This window comes from Leifsonia sp. 115AMFTsu3.1 (assembly GCF_004362795.1).
Taxonomy (GTDB): Bacteria; Actinomycetota; Actinomycetes; order Actinomycetales; family Microbacteriaceae; genus Leifsonia.
In genome coordinates this window covers 436,656-454,229 of record NZ_SNYB01000002.1, presented here as the reverse complement: position 1 = coordinate 454,229, position 17,574 = coordinate 436,656, and the positions used below count along the sequence as shown (strand labels likewise).

Here is a 17,574-nt window from a genome sequence, read left to right as displayed (position 1 = left end):
CGCCGCATCCACTCCCTCTAGCATGGTGGCGTGAAGATTCTCGTCCTCGGTTCCGGTGCCCGTGAGCACGCCATCATCACCGCGCTGCTCGCCGAGGAGGTGAGCCACGACATCGTGGCGGCGCCCGGGAACGCCGGGATCGCACAGGACGTCCGGGTCGAGACGTCGCTCGATCCGCTCGACGGCGTCGCTGTCACCGAGTACGCGCTCGAGAACGACATCGAACTGGTCGTCATCGGCCCCGAGGCGCCGCTCGTCGCCGGCGTCGCCGACCCGCTGCGCACCCGCGGCATCCCCGTGTTCGGACCGGGCAAGGCGGCCGCTCAGCTGGAAGGCTCGAAGGCGTACGCGAAGCGCATCATGGATGCGGCCGGCGTGCCGACCGGGCGGGCGGTGCGGGCCGAGACGTTGGCCGAGGCGGAGCGCGCGCTCGACGAGTTCGGTGCGCCCTACGTCGTCAAGGCCGACGGGCTGGCCGCCGGCAAGGGCGTGCTCGTGACCGAGGAGCGGGATGCCGCTGTCGAGCACGCGACGCACTGGCTGCGGCACGGCGGTGTGCTGGTCGAGGAGTTCCTCGACGGGCAGGAGGTCTCGCTGTTCCTCTTCAGCGACGGGCACGACGTGCTGCCACTCTCGCCCGCGCAGGATTACAAGCGGCTGCTCGACGGCGACGCCGGCCCGAACACCGGCGGGATGGGCGCCTACTCGCCGCTGCCGTGGCTGCCGGAGGGCTTCGTGGACGAGGTCATCGACACGATCGCGCTGCCGACCGTCCGCACGATGGCGCGGGAGCAGACGCCGTTCATCGGCCTGCTCTACTGCGGGCTCATCCTGACCGACCGCGGCATCCGCGTGATCGAGTTCAACGCCCGGTTCGGCGACCCGGAGACGCAGGTCGTTCTCCCGCGGCTCGTGACCCCGCTGTCGACGCTGCTGCTCGCATCGGCGACCGGCGGCCTCGGCGGACTGCCCCGCCCGGAGTTCGCGCTCGACACGGCCGTGACCGTGGTGCTCGCCAGCGAGGGGTACCCGGAGGCGCCGCAGACCGGCCGGCCGATCACGGGCCTCGGCGAAGCGGCGGCCGTGCCCGAGGTGACCATCGCGCACGCGGCGACCGCGCGCCACGAGGCGACCGGGGAGCTGATCGCGACCGGAGGACGCGTGCTGTCGGTCGTCGCGCGCGGCACCGGCTTCGCCGAGGCGCGCTCCCGTGCCTACGCGGCGCTCGACCGCATCCACCTCGAGGGTGCCCAGTACCGCACCGACATCGCCGCCCGCGTCTCCTGACCCCTCCCCTCCACCGCTCCCGCCCACCGTCGAGTACGCAAAAACTGCACGCCTCAACGGCGATTCGTGTGCAATTTGTGCGGACTCGACGGTGGGGGGGGGGTTAGGGGAGGAGGCGCGTGAGGAACGGGTTGCGGAAGCGCGCGGCGGGATCGAAGCGCTGCGCGAGCGCCGCGAAGTCGGCCAGGCGCGGGTAGAGGGACGGGACGACGCGGTCGCGGTCGACGTACAGCTTGCCCCAGTGCGGACGCGCGCCGAGCGGAAGCAGGGCGGCCTCCAGCTGTGGGAGCACCGCCTCCACGCCCGCCTGGTCGCGGAACCACGTGAAGTGCAGGCCGACCGCGTCCGTCTGGTACGCGCTCGACAGCCACAAGTCGTCGGCGGCAACCGTGCGGATCTCCGAGATCTGCAGCAGCGGAGCCACCACCGGAGCCAGCGCACGCACGGCCTCGATCGCCTCGACGGCGCGGGCGCGCGGCACCAGGTACTCCGACTGGATCTCCGCACCGTTCGACGGCGTGAACTCGAACCGGAAGTGCGCCAGGCGCTCGCTCCACGGCCCGACCACGCCGAGCTGCTCCGTGGTGTTGCGAACATCCATCGTCTGGATCATGTGCCGCGGCTCGGTCAGCGCGGGCGCCCCGAAGAAGTCGTCCTCGATCAGCGGTTCGACCCCGTCGAGCTCCTTCAGCCAGGCGAGCGAGACCGCCTCCTCATCCCACGTCGTGAACAGGCTCACGCTGTAGGCCGCTGAAGTGACCTCGTCGAAGCGGTCGATCACGGCCTCCCACGGCACACCGCCGAAGAGTCGCTGACGTGCATCGTAGGTCGGCCGGATGTCGAGGGTCACATCCGTCACGACGCCCAGCGCGCCGAGACCGACGACGGCTCCCTCGAACCCCTCGTCGCCGCGCCGCAGCTCGACCACGTCGCCGGAGCCGGTGAGGATGCGCAGGCCCGCCACCGCGGTGGACAGGTTGCCGTTGCGGTCGCCCGAACCGTGCGTCGCCGTCGCGATGGCGCCCGCGACCGAGATGTGCGGGAGGGACGCGAGGTTGTGCAGCGCCCATCTCGCCTCCTGCAGCTCGCGCGCGAGGTCGCCGTAGCGGACGCCGCCGCCGGCGGTGACCGTGCGGGCAGCCTCGTCGATGCGGATGTCGCCGGGCAGGCCGGCCGTGCTGATGAGCAGACCGGGGGTGTCGGCGAGGTCGTTGAAGGAGTGCCTGCTGCCGAGGGCGCGCACCGCGGGGGCGCTCAGCACCAGGTCGCGCAGTTCGTCGATCGTGTCCGGCCGGGCGATGCGCTCGGCCTGGTACTCGTAGTTGCCCGCCCAGTTCTTCTCGGCCATCGAGGTCCTCCCGGTTGGTCGTCGGGCGGCCATCCGCTCCGATCGACATCCCCATTCTAGGAAATGTGACCGGGCACATTACGCCACTCCCCGATCCGCGGAAGTGGTGCATTGCCGGGCCTCTCCGCGCGGCAGTATGGTGCGCGTGACAGCGGGGTGGGCCGCGGAGAAGAGGATGAAATGGCCGAATTCGAGTACGGTCCGGCGGAGTTCATGGTCGCCCAGTTCGACACCGATCGACCGTCTGCGGGCGTCGTCGAAGCGATCCTCGACCTGGTCGAGAACGGCACGGTGCGACTGCTCGACCTGGTGTTCGTCGAACGCCACGACGACGGCAGCGTCGACATCATCGAGCTGGAAGAGATCGGCGACGAGATCGGGATGACCGACATCACACTCGACGCCACCGGGCTCGCCGGGGACGAGGACGTTCAGCAGATCGCCGAGCTCCTGGAGCCCGGATCCACGGGGGCGATCCTCGTGATCGAGCACCTCTGGGCGAAGGATCTGGCCAGCCGGTTCTTCCAGTCGGGCGGCGTCGTGCTGCACAGCGAGCGCATCCCCGCGCCGGTGCTCAACGCGGTCGCGGCCGACGCCTACGACGAGCTCGAGACCACGGAAGGCTGAGGAGAACACCATGCCACTGAGACGAATGGGACGCCCGGGACTGATCGGGATGGCGGCGCGCACGGCGGTCGTCGCGGGCACCGCGACGGCGGTTGCCGGCGGCGTCCAGCACCACCAGCAGCAGAAGTACCAGAACCAGTACGAGCAGGAGCAGTACGAGCAGCAGCAGGCGGCGCAGCAGGCCCAGGAGGCGCAGGCGCAGCAGGAGGCCGCCGCCCAGCAGGCGGCCGCGCAGCAGGCGGCGGCGCAGCAGCAGGCGGCTCCGGCCGACGACCTGATGACGCGGCTGCAGCAGCTGGCCACGCTCCACACGCAGGGCGTGCTCACCGACGAGGAGTTCTCGGCCGCTAAGGCCAAGCTGCTGACGTAGCGGCCTGACGACCCCGCCCGGGAGGTTCGCCGCTCGCTCTACGATGGACGGGTGAGCGAACTTCCGGGATGGGTCCACGTCTACTCAGGCAAGGTGCGCGACCTGTACGTGCCGGAGGGCGCCTCCAGCCTCGCCGACACGGACAGCGTGCTCGTCGTCGCGAGCGACCGCGTGAGCGCGTTCGACCACGTGCTGGAGCCCGGCATCCCGGCCAAGGGCGAGCTGCTCACGACGCTGAGCCTGTGGTGGTTCGACCAGCTGGATGACGTGCCGAACCACCTCATCCCCGATCACACGCTCGTCGGCGACACCGTCGTCGAGCGCATCCCGGCCGAGGTCGCCGGACGCTCGATGCTGGTGAAGCCGCTCGACATGTTCCCGATCGAGTGCGTCGTCCGCGGCTACCTCACCGGGAGCGGCTGGGCGGAGTACCGCGCGTCGCAGAGCGTGTGCGGCATCCCGCTGCCATCGGGCCTGCAGAACGGCGATCGGCTGCCCGAGCCGCTCTACACGCCCGCCTGGAAGGCGCCGATCGGGCAGCACGACGAGAACATCAGCTTCGAGCGCACAGTCGAGCTGGTCGGGCCGGAGGTCGCGGAGGAGCTTCGGCGCCTCTCCCTGCACGTGTACGCGCGCGGAGCCGCGATCGCGGAGGCGCGCGGCATCATCATCGCCGACACCAAGTTCGAGTTCGGCGCCGACCGCACGACCGGCGAGATCACGCTCGCCGACGAGGTGCTGACCAGCGACTCCAGCCGGTACTGGGATGCCTCCGCGTACGCGACCGGGACCACGGCGGAGGAGCGGATGGCCAGCTTCGACAAGCAGATCGTGCGCGACTGGCTGGCCGCGAACTGGGACAAGACGGGCACGCCGCCGGAGCTCCCCGCCGACATCGTCGAGCGGACGGCCGCGCGCTACCGCGAGCTGCTGGAGCGGCTCACCGGCGAGTAGGACGCACGCGCCGCCCATCGGCTCGGACGCTCGCATGCCCGACCACGCATGCCCCGCGGTATAGCGTCGCGACATGGATGCTGCAGCCCCCTCCTCCGCGCCTCCCGCGACCGCCGCGATCGCCGACGCCGCCGTGCGTCTCGGCATCGCCGTCGGGACGGCTCCCGTCGACCTCGTCGCCCTGCTCCCCGGCCGGCCCTTCGCCGGTCCCGCCGCTCCCGTGACGCATCTGGGCAGCGTCGACGTGCTGCTGGAGACGATCGACGACGCTCCCCCGGGCGCCGTGCTCGTCGTGGACAACGGTGGCCGCGACGACGAGGCGTGCGTCGGCGACCTGATGCTGCTGGAGGCGGCGACCGCCGGGATGTCCGGCGCGGTCATCTGGGGACGTCACCGCGACACCGCCCAGCTGCGCGAGATCGGACTGCCCGTGTTCAGCCGTGGTGCGCATCCCTTCGGTCCTCGCCGCGTGCCGCCGGCCGGTTCCGCGATGCGGTCGGCGTTCCTCGACGGGGTGGCGGTCACGCCGGAGCACTGGATCGTGGCCGACGACGACGGAGTGCTCGTGATCGGCGCCGCGGACCGCGATGTGCTCTTCGCCGAGGCGGCGCGCATCCAATCGGTCGAGGGGGCGCAGGCCGAGCGGATGCGTTCGGGCGCCTCCCTGCGCGACCAGCTCGACTTCGCCCGCTACCGCCGGATGCAGGCCGACGACCCGGCCCTGACCCTGCGCCGGTACCTGGCCGAGACCGGCGGAGCGATCGAGACCTGACGCCCAGAACCGCTCTCGGCGAACGCGAGAAATACCCCGGTGACCTGGGGCGTTGTGCTCATCATGACTGAACTCCTCCCCGCCGACTCCGCGATGGGCGCGGTGACCCTCCGCGTCGCCGACCTCGACCGGATGACCGCGTACTACCGTGACGCCGTCACCCTGAGCGTCCTCGCCGCCGAGGGCGGCCGCGTGGTCCTGGGGCGCGGAGCGACCCCTGCGGTCGTGCTCGAGCACGCACCCGAGCTGAAGCACGCAGGCCCCGGCGAGGCCGGGCTGTTCCACACCGCGATCGTGTTCGACACCCCCGAGACGCTGGCCGCCGCCGTGTACTCGGTCGCCCGCCGCGCACCGGGCACCTTCACCGGCAGCGCCGACCACCTGGTCAGCACCGCGTTCTACTTCAGCGACCCGGAGGGGAACGGCGTCGAGCTGTACTGGGACCGCGACCGCTCGCTGTGGAGCTGGACGCACGGCCAGGTCGAGATGGACACGCTCTACCTCGACCCGAACGCCTTCCTCAACGAACACCTGACGGAGCGCGGCGTCGCGCTCGCGGAGGCGGCCGCCGCCTCGAACGGGACGCCGGTGTTCGGCGACGCCTCCGTCGGTCATGTGCACCTCTCGGTCGGAGACGTCGCGACGGCCCGCGAGTTCTACGTCGACCGGCTCGGGTTCGAGGCCACCGCATCCCTCGGCGGTTCGGCCCTGTTCGTCAGCGCCGGGGGCTACCACCACCACATGGCCATGAACACGTGGAACAGCCGCGGCGCCGGGCGCCGCCGGCTCGCCCTGGGCCTCGGCGAGGTGCAGCTGAAGCTGCCGTCGTCCGACGATGTCGGCGCCCTGGCCGAGCGGATGCGGCACTACGGCGTGCAGACCCGCGACGACGGCCGGTCGCTCGGCTTCGACGATCCGTGGTCGAACGCGGTCCGTGTGGTGACGGAAACGGAGGAGATCTCGGCCTGAGCGGCCGAAAAGAACGCGAAGGGGAGGAGGTCGCAGCCGGAGTGGCTGCGACCTCCTCCCTTTTTGTGTCGGTCCTTGGTCGCCGTCAGTCGGTGACGGGCGCCGCGTGGAGTCCGTGCGGCGGCTCGTCGCCGGGGGCGAGGTCCGTCGCGGGGGGCACCGGAGCGGCGTGCGCACCGTGCGGTGTCGCATCCACCGGGACCGGGGCGGCATGCGCGCCGTGCGTGGGCGCCGCGGCGGACTCGGCCGTCGCGCCCGCGGCGACCGGTGCCCCCTCAGCGGCAGGCGCACCAGCACCCGCAGCGGCACCCGCACCGGCACCGGCGCCGCCGGCCTGACGCGCCCACGCGGGCGGCTTCGGCCGCTCCCACCAGACGACGACCAGCGCGCCGAGGAAGGCGACGGCCGCCGGAAGCAGCAGGGCCTCCGACATCGCCTGAGTGAAGCCGGCGTGTAGCGCCTGCGGCAGCTCCGTCCCCGCGGCCGCCTCGCTGGCGTTCGCGCCGCCGGGGATCTTCGGCAGGTCGACGGCGAGGCGTCCCTCGATCAGGGCGGCGATGGATGCGCTTCCCAGCACCGCGCCGATCTGGCGGGTCGTGTTGAACACGCCGGAGCCGGCGCCCGCCTGGTTCATCGGCAGGTTGCGCGTCGCCGTGGTGGAGATCGGTCCCCAGACACCGGACATCGCGATGCCCATCAGGGCGCTCGGGATCAGGAGCAGGAAGATGTTCACGTCCGGCGACAGCATCCGCGAGTAGAGGAACAGCGCGAACGCGAACAGCACGAGCGCCGGGGTGGCGATGTTGCGCGGGTTCACCTTGTCGATGAGCCGGCCGACGAACGGCGCCAGCACACCGGAGAAGATGGCCGTCGGCGCCAGCATCAGAGCCGACTCGGTCGGCGTCAGGCCGCGCACGGTCTGGAAGTAGAACACCAGCGGCAGCGCCATACAGGTCACGGCGAAGCCGACGGTGGTGATGGCGCCGTTCGACAGCGAGAAGTTGCGGTCGCGGAACAGCGGCAGCGGCAGCAGCGGCTCCTTCTTGTTGAAGGCCTGCCAGACGACGAAGGCGGCGAGCACGACGATGCCAGCGATGATCAGGCCCCACACCGAGATCGGGCCCCAGATGACGCCCCAGTCGTAGGTGCTGCCCTCCTGGATGCCGAAGACGAGCAGGAACATGCCGACGCCCGAGAGGATGACGCCGAGCACGTCGAAGCTGTGCGAGTGCGTCGGGAGCTTCGGGACGAGACGCATCGCGAGGATGAACGCCACGATGCCGACGGGGACGTTGATGAAGAAGATCCACTCCCATCCCAGGCTGTCGACGAGCACGCCGCCGAGCAGCGGGCCGATCAGGGTGGCGACGCCGGCGACGGCGCCCCAGAGACCCATGGCGGCACCGCGGCGCTCGGGCGGGAAGATGCGGGTGATGACGGCCATCGTCTGCGGCGTCATCAGCGCGGCGCCCAGGCCCTGGACCACGCGCGCGGCGATCAGGAAGCCGATGGATCCGGCGAAACCGCACCAGGCGGATGCCAGGGTGAACACCACCAAGCCGATGAGGTAGAGGTTCTTCGGGCCGAACCGGTCGCCGAGACGGCCGGTGATGAGCAGCGGCACCGCATAGGCGAGCAGGTACGCGCTCGTCACCCAGATGACGGCGTTGTAGTCGGTGCCGAGTTTCAGGCCCTCCATGATCGACGGGTTCGCGACCGACACGATGGTGGTGTCGATCAGGATCATGAAGAACCCGATGACGAGCGCCCAGAGGGCGGGCCACGGCTTCAGTTGACGTTCCATGAGTCTTCTCTCAATGCTTTTCTTCGGACCACGAGACGGTGCCCGATTGGAGGTCTGCGATCAGGGTTTCGAGCACGTCCGCCTCGGTGGCGGTGATCGCCCGCTGGTAGCGGACGTCCAGCCAGTACTTGGCCGGCACCCCGCGCTGCGTCAGATCGGCGATAGCGCCATCCAGCACCCCGGTGTCGGCTCGGATCAAGGCCACGCGCTTGCGGAGCAACGCGATCACGGTCTCGACGGGGAGGTTGTGCGCCTCGCCGAGGCCGAGCGGGAACTCCGGGTACTCGTTGGTGGGCGTTCCGATGATCTCGGTGATGCGCTCCCCCAGCGCACGGGTGCCCGCGTCGGTGATCTCGTAGGTGGTGCGCTCCGGCCGGTTGCCTTCGCGCTCGGTGCCGGTGGCGCGCACGAACCCGTGTGCCTCCATCCGGTCGACGGTGTGGTACAGCGAGCCGGGCCGCACCTTGACCAGCCGGTCCTCCGAACGCTGCATGAGCGTCTGGTACATCTCGTACGGATGCGACGGGCCCTCGGCGAGCAGCGCGAGCGCGGCGACGGCGAGGGGGGTGAGGGTGCGAGGTTCGGACATGCTCTCGATGTTGTTCGGTTGATTATTCCACTTGGAATATACGGCATGGGTGAATAAGCGTCAAGTACCGTGGTCACGACGGCCGGAAGGAGATCCCATGCTCTTCGCCCTCCCCGACGGAGGCTCGCCCCAGGTCGCCGAGGACGCCTGGGTGGCGCCCGGCGCGACCCTCGTCGGCGACGTCACGCTGCATCCCGGAGCGAGCGTCTGGTATGGCGCTGTCGTGCGTGCCGACAACGCGCCGATCGTCATCGGACGGGACTCGAACCTCCAGGACAACGTCTCGGCCCATGTCGACCCGGCCTTCCCGCTCACCGTCGGCGAGCGCGTCTCCGTCGGCCACAACGCCGTGCTCCATGGCTGCACGATCGAGGACGACGTGCTCATCGGCATGAGCGCGACCATCCTCAACGGCGCCCGCATCGGGACCGGATCGCTCGTCGCCGCCGGAGCCGTCGTCACGCAGGGCGCCGACATCCCGCCGCGGTCGCTCGTCGCGGGAGTTCCTGCGAAGGTCCGCCGCGAGCTGACCGACGACGAACTGCAGGGCATCGCGCAGAACGCCGCGGTGTACCTCGAGAAGACGCGGCAGCACCGCGAGGCCGTCGCGCTCGACTGACCGACCGACCCCGCGGGATGCGCTCAGCCGGCGTCGAGCATCGCCCGGTTGAGCGCGATCAGCTGCTCGGAGAACATCCGCGCTCCGCCCTGCGCGGGATGCCGCACAGCGGGCGCCTCGATGCCCGCCTCCGCGAGCGCCCCCTGCGCCTTCCGCCCGACCGCGACGATCGTCTCGACGCCCAGCTCCCGGATCAGCTCCAGCGCGACCGGCGCCCCCTCGCGCACCTCCGAGGAGCGCGGGGTGCGGTTCGTCTGCGGTTTGCCGGCGACGAACGGGTGATGCGGGTAGATCGGCCACGACAACGGCAGCGGCCCGCGCCAGTCGCGCATCGTCTCCCAGACGACCCGGCTGGACGCCTCCCACGGCGCCTGCGGATCCGGCGGGAGCTCCAGACCGGGCAGCACGCCCGCATCCACTTCGCGGACCGAGGTGAACGGCACTCCGGTCACCGTCATCCCGCGCCAGCCGGGAGCCTCGCCGAGAAGCAGGATGGGCGCGTGCGGCACCGCGAGGTAGCGGCGCAGGTTGCGCTCCCGCAGGCGGCCGAGGTCGTCGTCGCCGTACAGCAGCTCGGCGTCGTCCGGCACCGGGACGGCGCGGATCATGTCGAAGAATCGGTCGAACACCACCCCAGGCTACGGCCGGACCGCGACGCGCGGATGCGTGCGGGCGGCGAGCGCCGCATCCACGTTGGCGAGCGCGAACGTCTCGCCGACCTGTTCGGCGAAGGGGTAGCGCTGCCACGCGTCGGCCAGGAACCGCACGGCCTGCTCCAGATGGCGGGAGGCGTAGTTGTGGACCCCGCGGATGGTGATCAGCCGCCGGATCAGGGCGTCCGGCGCGATGCCGAGGTCGGGCCCTGGCACCGACTGGCCGACGAGCACCAGGACGCCGCCGACGTCGAGCGCGTCGAGCAGGGAGCGCGCCGCGGCCGGACTGCCGGAGAGTTCGAGCGCCACGGTCGGCGCCGGCGTGCGGCCGCCCGTCTTGGCGAGCACGGCGGCCAATCCCGTCGGAGACCCCGCGGGCGCGGCCGGGTCTGCGGCGCCCGACGCGCCGAAAGCCAGGGCGGACTTGCGGCGCTCGGGGATCGGCTCGCTCACGACCACGCGCGCACCGGCCTCGACGGCCATCGCCGTGGCGGTCAGCCCGAGCATCCCGGCGCCGGCGATCAGCACCAGGGCGCCCTCCAGCGGGACGAGCTCGGCGGCCGCCTCGATCGCCGCCGCCACCGACGCGGTCGCGCACGACGCCGGGGCGAGGACCTCGGCCGGGATGTCCTCCGGGACGCGAACGAGCGGAGTGCCGTCGAGGATGTGCGTGTGCGTGGCGAAGCCGCCCGACAGCTCCCAGCCGCGGCGCATCCGCTCGTGTCCGTACTTCTGCAGGCTCAGGCACTGCTGTTGCAGGCCTCGGCGGCAGCGCACGCAGCGTCCGCACGGGACGGCGGCGGACCAGACGATCCGCTCCCCCAGCGAGACGCGGTGTCCGTCCGTCGTCTTCGCGCCACCGCGGCCGAGCGCGACCACACGGCCGACCTGCTCGTGGCCGAGCACGAGCGGCGCCTGCGTCCGGCGATGACCGAGCACCGCCTCCACATCGGTGCCGCAGACCGTCGCCAGCTCGACCTCGACCAGCACGTCACCCGGCGCCAGGCGCACGCCGGGCACGGCCACCGCCTCGTGCGTGTGAGCGTCGCCCGGCCACACCATGGCCGTGGCCGACGGATACACGCTGACCCCCATCCCCAGGCGCGCCGGCGGCTCGACGACGCGCGGGGTCACCGCCTTGATCGTCACCGGATGCCGTGTCCCGATGCCGTGTCGCGCTGGACGTCGTAGCCCAGCAGCTCCGGCAGGTCGGCGACGCTCGGGAGCACCGCGTCGGCGCCGGCGTCCAGCAGGGTCTGCTCGTCGTGCGCGCCCGTCAGCACGCCGACGACGAGGCCCGCGCCCGCGGCAATGCCCGAGGCGATGTCGCTCGCGGTGTCGCCGACGACGACCATCCCCTCGACGCTGGATGCGCCGGTGCGCAGCAGAGCCGTCAGCGGCAGATCGGGGTACGGGCGACCGCGGCCTGCCTCGGCCGGCGTCAGCGTCACATCGGCCAGGTCACGCCAGCCGAGGGCGTCGAGGACGACATCGCGGGTGCGCCGCGAGAAGCCTGTGGTCAGCGCCACCTTGACGCCCGTCGCGCGCAACCGGCGGATGAGCTCCTCAGCGCCCGGGACGGGCTGCAGCCCCTCCGCGGCGATCAGCTCGGCGTACGTCGACTCGAAGACGGCGTCCGCGTGCTGCGCCTGGTCCTCGTCCGCGCTCAACGAGCGGAACACCGCGAGCTTCGACTGCCCCATGGTCTCGCGGACGACGTCGAGGGCGGCGGCCCGCTGGTCCGGGGTCTCCGCGAGGCCCGCGGCGTCGACGGCACGCTCGAAGGCACGCTGCACGAGGCCGTCGTCGAGGACGGTCGTGCCCGCGAGATCGAGCACCACCAGCTCCAGATCGGCGAGGTCGTCCTCATCGCGATCGTCGGCGTCGCCCTCGTCCAGGCCGTCCTCCAGGTCGTCCAGGTCGTCCCACTCCTCGTCGGAGAGCCCGGCCGCCGCAGGAATCCCGCCGCGGACCGGCTCGATGTCGACCGTCACGTCGTCGAACTCGCTGGTGATGCGTCCGTCTGGGGTCACGATGGTGCCTTTCGTTGCGATGGTGCGGTCTAGCGGACGCGGGCGGCGCCCGCGGGGATCAGCGCGCCGGGGGCGTCGGAGAAGAGCTCATCGACGACGCGGTCGGCGAGGCCGAGACCGGTGGTCATCCCGATGCCGGTCGTGACGGACACGACCCGGACGCCGGGTGCCGGGGCGGCCACCAGGAACTCGTCCGGTGCGGCGGCGTAGACGCCCTGCCAGCGCTCCCGCACCCTGAGGTCGGCGACGCCGAACAGCTCGCGCGTCTGCTCCAGCAGGAGGGCGAACGCCTCCTCGTGCTGGAACGGCGACGCATCCGCCCCGCGCGCGTGGGTGTCGCCGACGATCAGCGTGCCGTCCGGCCGCTGCGTGAACATGAGGTTGACGTCCATCGCCGCCAGCACCGGCTGCTCAACGGCGAGCCGCTCGCGCACAGCCTCGGCGCTGGGCGTCCGGGCGAAGCCGGAGTAGCGGACCAGGGACCATCCGGTAAGCACCGGCGCCGCAAGCGGGAGGTCGAGCGCGGCCTCGACGAGCATCATGTCCAGGCCGCAGCGCTCGATGCCGTGCGCCTCCGCGATGCCCGGGAACAGGTGGTCGACGTCATGCCCGACGGCGACGACGACAGCGTCGGCGGCCACGCGTCCGCGGGGCGTGCGGACCAGTCCCGGCTCCACGCCGGCCGCCGCGGTCTGCCAGAAGAAGTCGACGCCGTGGGCATCCAGCCAGCGGACGATCGCCGCCGCGGCCTCCCGCGGGTCGATCTGCAGGTCGGAGGGGAGCAGCGCGCCGCCCACCGCGACGCCGTCGGCGACCGGGACGCGCTCCCGCACCTCGGCGGGAGTGAGAAGCCGGACATCGTGGCCGCCCCGCCGCTCGCGGAACTCCTCCAGCACGGCGAGCTCGTCGTCCGCCCGTGCCACCACGACACTGCCGGACTCGCGCAGCCAAAACCCGGCCTCCGGTGCGAGCGTCAGCCACAGTTCGCGGGCGAGCTCGGCGTAGGCGCGGGCCTCGCCCTCCTGCCCGGTGATGCCGAGATGGCCGAAGTTGCGGACGGACGCGCCCTGCACGCCGGACGCCCGGTCGATCACGGCGACGGTCAGTCCTCGCCGGAGCGCGGCGACGGCATGTCCGAGGCCGACGATCCCGGCGCCGACCACCGCGAGGTCGTAGTGCCTGCCCATCCGGAGCCTCCCTGCGTCCCCGCTCACCGCGTGCCTTGTTCGTGGGTCAGTGCGCAACGCTAGGAGCCCGGTGCGACGGTCGTCGCAACTGGAGGTAACGCGGGGGTGAACGGGGTGCGGACGGCGGGTGCGCCGACAAGCGTTCGGACCAGGCTGTTGCACTTCCGCGACGGTCGGCGCAGAATTGCAGCATGGCCGACGGCGACAACACCCGAGAGTTCGATCCCGACATCGTCACCGACTTCCGGGAGCGGATGTCGTACGGCTCCTACCTGGAGCTCGACACACTGCTCAGCGCCCAGCGACCGGTGAGCCGCCCGGAACATCACGACGAGCTGCTGTTCATCATCCAGCACCAGACGACGGAGCTGTGGCTGAAGCTCGTCCTCCATGAACTCGAGTCGGCGCGCGACCTTCTGCGCGCCGACGACCTCTCGCCCGCACTCAAGCGCATCGCCCGCGTGAAGCACATCCAGCGCACGCTCACCGAGCAGTGGTCGGTGCTCGCGACCCTCACCCCGACCGAGTACGCGGAGTTCCGCGGCTTCCTCGGCAACTCGTCCGGCTTCCAGTCGTACCAGTACCGCGCCGTCGAGTTCGTGCTCGGCAACAAGAACCGCCGCATGCTGAGCGTCTTCGAGAGCGACCCGGTCGCCCACGCCCTCCTCGCGCAGCTGCTGGATGCGCCCAGCATCTACGACGAGTTCCTGCGCTACCTGGCGCGGGCCGGTTTCGCCGTGCCGACCTCGCTGCTGGAGCGGGACGTCACACAGGCCCACGTCTTCACCCCGGAGCTGGTGCCGGTGTTCCGCGAGATCTACGAGCACGCAAACGACCATTGGCCCGAGTACGAGGCCTGCGAGGAGTTCGTCGACCTGGAGGACAACTTCCAGCTCTGGCGCTTCCGTCACCTGAAGACCGTGCAGCGCACCATCGGCATGAAGACCGGCACCGGCGGGTCGACGGGAGCGGCGTTCCTGCAGAAGGCGCTCGAACTCACCTTCTTTCCCGAGCTCTACGCCGTCCGCACCGAGATCGGAGCACCCGCATGAGCGAGCAGTCCGCAGGCGCCGCCTACCCCGGCGGCACCGCCCAACCGACAGGCACCGACGCCTACCTCACGGTCGACGCCGTCTGGAACGGCCACCGCTTCCTCGGCCCCACCACCTTCCGCAGCGACGGCGAGCGCCTCCACCCGGTCGACGACATCCCGTCGCGCGCACCGCACCACGACCTCGGCGGCACGCTCTTCCCTCGGCTCACCGACCACCACACGCACGTCGGGCTGACCGATCAGCACGCCGTCTTCGCCGGAGGCATCACGCACGCGATCGACCTCGGCTGGGTTCCGAGCGTCGCCGCAGGCTGGCTCGCCGACGACCTTACGCGCCCGGCCGTCGCGATCGTCGGATCGCTGATCACCTGCGAGGGCGGCTACCCGGTCAACGCCGGGTGGGGGCCGCCGGACTCCTCGACGGAGGTCGGCGGCGAGCGGGAGGCGCGGCTTGCGGTTCGGGCGAACATCATGATGGGAGCCTCCCGCATCAAGGTCACGCTCAACACCGAGGCCGGCGAAACTGTGGATGATCACGTTCTCCACAGCATCGTCGCGGAATCCCACGCGCAGGGCGTTCCCGTCACGGTCCACGTGCAGGGCGAAGGTCAGACCATGCGGGCGGTCCGGGCGGGCGCCGACCAGCTCGCCCACACGCCGTTCACCGAGCGCATCGACGACGAGCTCATCGCCGAATGCGTCCTCCGCGGCATCGGCTGGGTCAGCACCCTCGACATCCACGGATGGGGAGATCCCACCGAGCAGCACGGCATCGCGTCTGAGAACCTGGGCCGGTTCGCGCGCGCGGGCGGCCTCGTGCTCTACGGGACCGATCTCGGCAACGGTCCACTCGCCGTCGGCGTGAACGAGCGGGAGCTGCGCGGGATGCTCGACGCGGGCGTCGAGCCCGACGCCCTGATCCGGTCCATCGCCGGCCTGCGCCGCCCCGACGACCACGTCGTGCCGACCGTCGGCCCGCGCCTGGCCTGGCTGCCCACGCCGCCCCCTGCTGAGCCGGACGCCCTCCCCGGCTGGCTCGCCACCGCCCGCGGGCTGACGGCCCGCGCGCTCACCCGAGCGGCGGCCGACGGCACCCTGAGCACCGACGCTCCCACCGCATCCCCTCGCCCCTCCACCCCCGAGGATCACGCATGACCGACTTCGACATCGCCCCTCCCGCCGCTCTGTCGCCCGATCCGCTGACCGCTGCACGCGCCCTCGATGCAGCCGACCCGCTCGCGGCCTTCCGCACGCGCTTCGCCGGCATCGACGACGGCACGAGCACGGTGACCGCCTACTTCGACGGCAACTCGCTCGGCCGCCCGACGCGGGCGAGCATCGAGCGCATCCAGCGCTTCCTCGTCGAGGGGTGGGGCGACCGGCTCATCCGCGGGTGGGACGAGGAGTGGATGGAGCTGCCGTTCGCCATCGGCGACGACCTGGGGCGTGCGGCGCTCGGCGCAGCGCCGGGCCAGACCTTCATCGGCGACTCGACCACGGTCCTCCTCTACAAGCTGGCCCGGGCGGCCGTCGACAGCCTCCCGGAGCGCAGCGAGATCGTGCTCGACACGGACAACTTCCCGACCGACCGCTACCTGCTCGACGGCATCGCGCGCGAGCGCGGCCTGCGCCTGGTGTGGATCGAGGCGGACACCGAGGCGGGGGTGACGCCGGAGCAGGTCGCTGCGGTCGTCGGACCGCAGACCGCTCTCGTCGTGCTCAGCCACGTCGCCTACCGGTCCGGCTTCCTGGCCGAGCTGCACACGATCACACGCATCGTCCACGATGCGGGAGCGCTGGTGCTGTGGGACCTCTGCCACTCCGCCGGATCCGTGCCGGTCGAGCTCGACGAGGCGGGCGTCGACCTCGCCGTCGGCTGCACGTACAAGTACCTCAACGGCGGCCCCGGCTCGCCCGCCTTCGGCTACGTGAACGCGCGGCTCATCCCGCGCCTCGCCCAGCCGATCCAGGGGTGGATGGGCGCCGGCGACGTCTTCCTGATGGGCCCGGAATACGTGCCGGCCGACAGCATCCGGCGCTTCCTCAGCGGAACGCCTCCCATCGTCGGGATGCTCGCGATGCGCGACACCGTCGCGATGATCGAGGAGGCGGGGATCGCCGCGGTGCGGGCCAAGTCGGTCGCACTGACGGAGTTCGCGGTCGCCCTCGCCGACGAGTGGCTGACCCCGCTCGGAGTGACCCTCGCGTCGCCGCGCGACCCGGAGCGCCGCGGCGGTCACATCACGCTCAGCCACCCGGCCATGCGCGAGGTCACGGCGCTGCTGTGGCAGCGCGACGTCATCCCCGACTACCGCGATCCGGACGGCCTGCGCGTCGGCCTCTCGCCGCTCAGCACCAGCTTCGAGGAGGTCTGCGCCGGGATGGCGGTGGTGCGCGACGCCCTCGGCGAGCTGACCCATGACTGAGCTCGCCACTCGTGTCGTCCGCGACGACCCCGAGGCCGCCAGCGGCAGCGCGACGGCGCTGCTGCGCACCGTGGTGGGCAGCGTCCTGCGCCCGATCGACGGCTGGATGAGCGCGGCGGGAGCCGTCCGGCTCATGGATGCGCTCGGCGTGCCCGCGGCGACCGCCCGGTCGAGCCTGGCGCGGCTGTGCGCGCGGGGCGTCCTGCGACGGGAGCCTCGGGGCGGCGTCGCCGGGTATGCTCTCGACCCCGCCGCCGTTCCGATGCTGGAGCGCGGGGACGCCCGCATCTTCGGCGAGCGCGTGGAGGCATCCCGCTGGCTGCTGCTCTCGCTGTCCTTCCCGGAACGGGCGCGCGGTTCGCGTGACCGGTTGCGCCGCCGCCTCGCCGCACTCGGCTGCGGCACCGTCGCCGACGGCCTGTGGATCGCGCCAGCGGCGCTGGAGGGAGAGCTGGAGGCGGAGCTGACGGCCGCCGTGTCGGTGACGTCGGCCGACGTGCATCCGTCCGGCTCGCCGGTCGTGGCGATGTTCGCGGACGCCGCCCCGCGCGGAGATCTCGCCGCGGGACTCGCCCGCTGGTACGACCTCCCGGCCATCCGCGCCGCGCACGAGTCGTTCCTCGCACGGTTCGGCGACCTGCCGCATCCCCTCGACGACGCCCAGGCGTTCGCGACGTGGATGCGCGCCCTCGACGAGTGGCGCGTGATCCCGTACCGCGATCCCGGACTCCCCGCGGCAGCACTCGGGCCGGACTGGCCGGGCGCCGCCTCCGCGGAACTGTTCCGCCGGCTCCGCGCGGACCTGGAGGAGTGCGCGGTCGCCCATGCCGCAGCTGTCGCGGCACCGGACCGCATCCCCGTCTCCGCACGGTAGAATCGATG

The 17,574-nt window shown here is 71.8% G+C and carries 18 protein-coding genes; 11 read left to right on the top strand and 7 right to left on the bottom strand.

What is annotated here, in order from left to right:
* The first annotated feature begins 30 nt into the window (after window positions 1–30).
* Window positions 31–1,287: a phosphoribosylamine--glycine ligase gene (gene purD, locus AXZ95_RS13160; protein WP_018192346.1), complete on the top strand. Its 1,257-nt coding sequence runs from the start codon at window positions 31–33 to the stop codon at window positions 1,285–1,287.
* A gap of 103 nt (window positions 1,288–1,390) precedes the next feature.
* Here the strand turns inward: purD and AXZ95_RS13155 are convergent, their stop codons facing one another.
* Entirely contained in the window at window positions 1,391–2,635 is a 1,245-nt protein-coding gene (locus tag AXZ95_RS13155; RefSeq protein ID WP_018192347.1) for an FAD-binding protein, read from the bottom strand.
* A 180-nt stretch (window positions 2,636–2,815) separates the two neighbouring features.
* On the opposite strand from AXZ95_RS13155, the gene AXZ95_RS13150 reads away from it, so the two are divergent.
* From AXZ95_RS13150 to AXZ95_RS13130, 5 genes are all read left to right on the top strand, one after another.
* The gene (locus tag AXZ95_RS13150; protein WP_018192348.1) at window positions 2,816–3,262 is read left to right on the top strand and encodes a DUF6325 family protein; all 447 of its coding nucleotides are present in this window, start codon (window positions 2,816–2,818) and stop codon (window positions 3,260–3,262) included.
* A gap of 10 nt (window positions 3,263–3,272) precedes the next feature.
* Complete coding sequence (locus AXZ95_RS13145; protein WP_231374491.1) at window positions 3,273–3,632, top strand: SHOCT domain-containing protein; 360 nt, start codon at window positions 3,273–3,275, stop codon at window positions 3,630–3,632.
* A 51-nt stretch (window positions 3,633–3,683) separates the two neighbouring features.
* Entirely contained in the window at window positions 3,684–4,586 is a 903-nt protein-coding gene (locus tag AXZ95_RS13140; protein ID WP_018192350.1) for a phosphoribosylaminoimidazolesuccinocarboxamide synthase, read from the top strand.
* A 73-nt stretch (window positions 4,587–4,659) separates the two neighbouring features.
* Window positions 4,660–5,358, top strand: a complete 699-nt coding sequence (locus tag AXZ95_RS13135; protein WP_018192351.1) for an RraA family protein — start codon at window positions 4,660–4,662, stop codon at window positions 5,356–5,358.
* A gap of 63 nt (window positions 5,359–5,421) precedes the next feature.
* A complete protein-coding gene (locus AXZ95_RS13130; protein ID WP_196802444.1) occupies window positions 5,422–6,327 on the top strand; it encodes a VOC family protein in 906 nt (301 codons plus the stop codon).
* An 85-nt stretch (window positions 6,328–6,412) separates the two neighbouring features.
* On the opposite strand, the gene AXZ95_RS13125 is transcribed toward AXZ95_RS13130, so the two are convergent.
* Window positions 6,413–8,131 (bottom strand): DHA2 family efflux MFS transporter permease subunit, encoded by a 1,719-nt coding sequence (locus AXZ95_RS13125; RefSeq protein ID WP_018192353.1) that lies wholly within the window; start codon window positions 8,129–8,131, stop codon window positions 6,413–6,415.
* A gap of 10 nt (window positions 8,132–8,141) precedes the next feature.
* The gene (locus AXZ95_RS13120) at window positions 8,142–8,720 is read right to left on the bottom strand and encodes a PadR family transcriptional regulator (protein WP_018192354.1); all 579 of its coding nucleotides are present in this window, start codon (window positions 8,718–8,720) and stop codon (window positions 8,142–8,144) included.
* Between the two features lie 97 nt (window positions 8,721–8,817).
* Between AXZ95_RS13120 and AXZ95_RS13115 the strand changes: the two genes are divergently transcribed.
* Window positions 8,818–9,339 carry a gamma carbonic anhydrase family protein gene (locus AXZ95_RS13115; protein ID WP_018192355.1) on the top strand — a complete coding sequence of 174 codons (522 nt, stop codon included), beginning with the start codon at window positions 8,818–8,820 and terminating at the stop codon, window positions 9,337–9,339.
* Between the two features lie 23 nt (window positions 9,340–9,362).
* Here AXZ95_RS13115 and AXZ95_RS13110 read toward each other — a convergent pair whose 3' ends face one another.
* From AXZ95_RS13110 to AXZ95_RS13095, 4 genes are read right to left on the bottom strand one after another with little or no spacing between them, the layout of a single operon-like run.
* Entirely contained in the window at window positions 9,363–9,968 is a 606-nt protein-coding gene (locus AXZ95_RS13110) for a uracil-DNA glycosylase (RefSeq protein WP_231374492.1), read from the bottom strand.
* 9 nt (window positions 9,969–9,977) lie between these two features.
* Window positions 9,978–11,141 carry an alcohol dehydrogenase catalytic domain-containing protein gene (locus AXZ95_RS13105; protein ID WP_018192357.1) on the bottom strand — a complete coding sequence of 388 codons (1,164 nt, stop codon included), beginning with the start codon at window positions 11,139–11,141 and terminating at the stop codon, window positions 9,978–9,980.
* Window positions 11,138–12,025, bottom strand: a complete 888-nt coding sequence (locus AXZ95_RS13100; RefSeq protein WP_018192358.1) for a phosphonatase-like hydrolase — start codon at window positions 12,023–12,025, stop codon at window positions 11,138–11,140. The genes AXZ95_RS13105 and AXZ95_RS13100 overlap by 4 nt, the downstream gene beginning before the upstream one ends.
* A gap of 29 nt (window positions 12,026–12,054) precedes the next feature.
* Window positions 12,055–13,212 carry a TIGR03364 family FAD-dependent oxidoreductase gene (locus tag AXZ95_RS13095; RefSeq protein WP_018192359.1) on the bottom strand — a complete coding sequence of 386 codons (1,158 nt, stop codon included), beginning with the start codon at window positions 13,210–13,212 and terminating at the stop codon, window positions 12,055–12,057.
* Between the two features lie 191 nt (window positions 13,213–13,403).
* Here AXZ95_RS13095 and kynA point away from each other — a divergent pair, with 191 nt between their 5' ends.
* From kynA to AXZ95_RS13075, 4 genes are read left to right on the top strand one after another with little or no spacing between them, the layout of a single operon-like run.
* Window positions 13,404–14,264 (top strand): tryptophan 2,3-dioxygenase, encoded by an 861-nt coding sequence (gene kynA, locus AXZ95_RS13090; RefSeq protein WP_018192360.1) that lies wholly within the window; start codon window positions 13,404–13,406, stop codon window positions 14,262–14,264.
* On the top strand, window positions 14,261–15,421 hold the full coding sequence (locus AXZ95_RS13085; RefSeq protein WP_018192361.1) for a hypothetical protein: 1,161 nt from the start codon (window positions 14,261–14,263) through the stop codon (window positions 15,419–15,421). Before kynA ends, AXZ95_RS13085 begins: the two co-directional genes overlap by 4 nt.
* Complete coding sequence (locus tag AXZ95_RS13080) at window positions 15,418–16,692, top strand: aminotransferase class V-fold PLP-dependent enzyme (protein ID WP_018192362.1); 1,275 nt, start codon at window positions 15,418–15,420, stop codon at window positions 16,690–16,692. Before AXZ95_RS13085 ends, AXZ95_RS13080 begins: the two co-directional genes overlap by 4 nt.
* Window positions 16,685–17,566 (top strand): PaaX family transcriptional regulator C-terminal domain-containing protein, encoded by an 882-nt coding sequence (locus AXZ95_RS13075; protein WP_018192363.1) that lies wholly within the window; start codon window positions 16,685–16,687, stop codon window positions 17,564–17,566. The genes AXZ95_RS13080 and AXZ95_RS13075 overlap by 8 nt, the downstream gene beginning before the upstream one ends.
* Window positions 17,567–17,574: the final 8 nt, after the last annotated feature.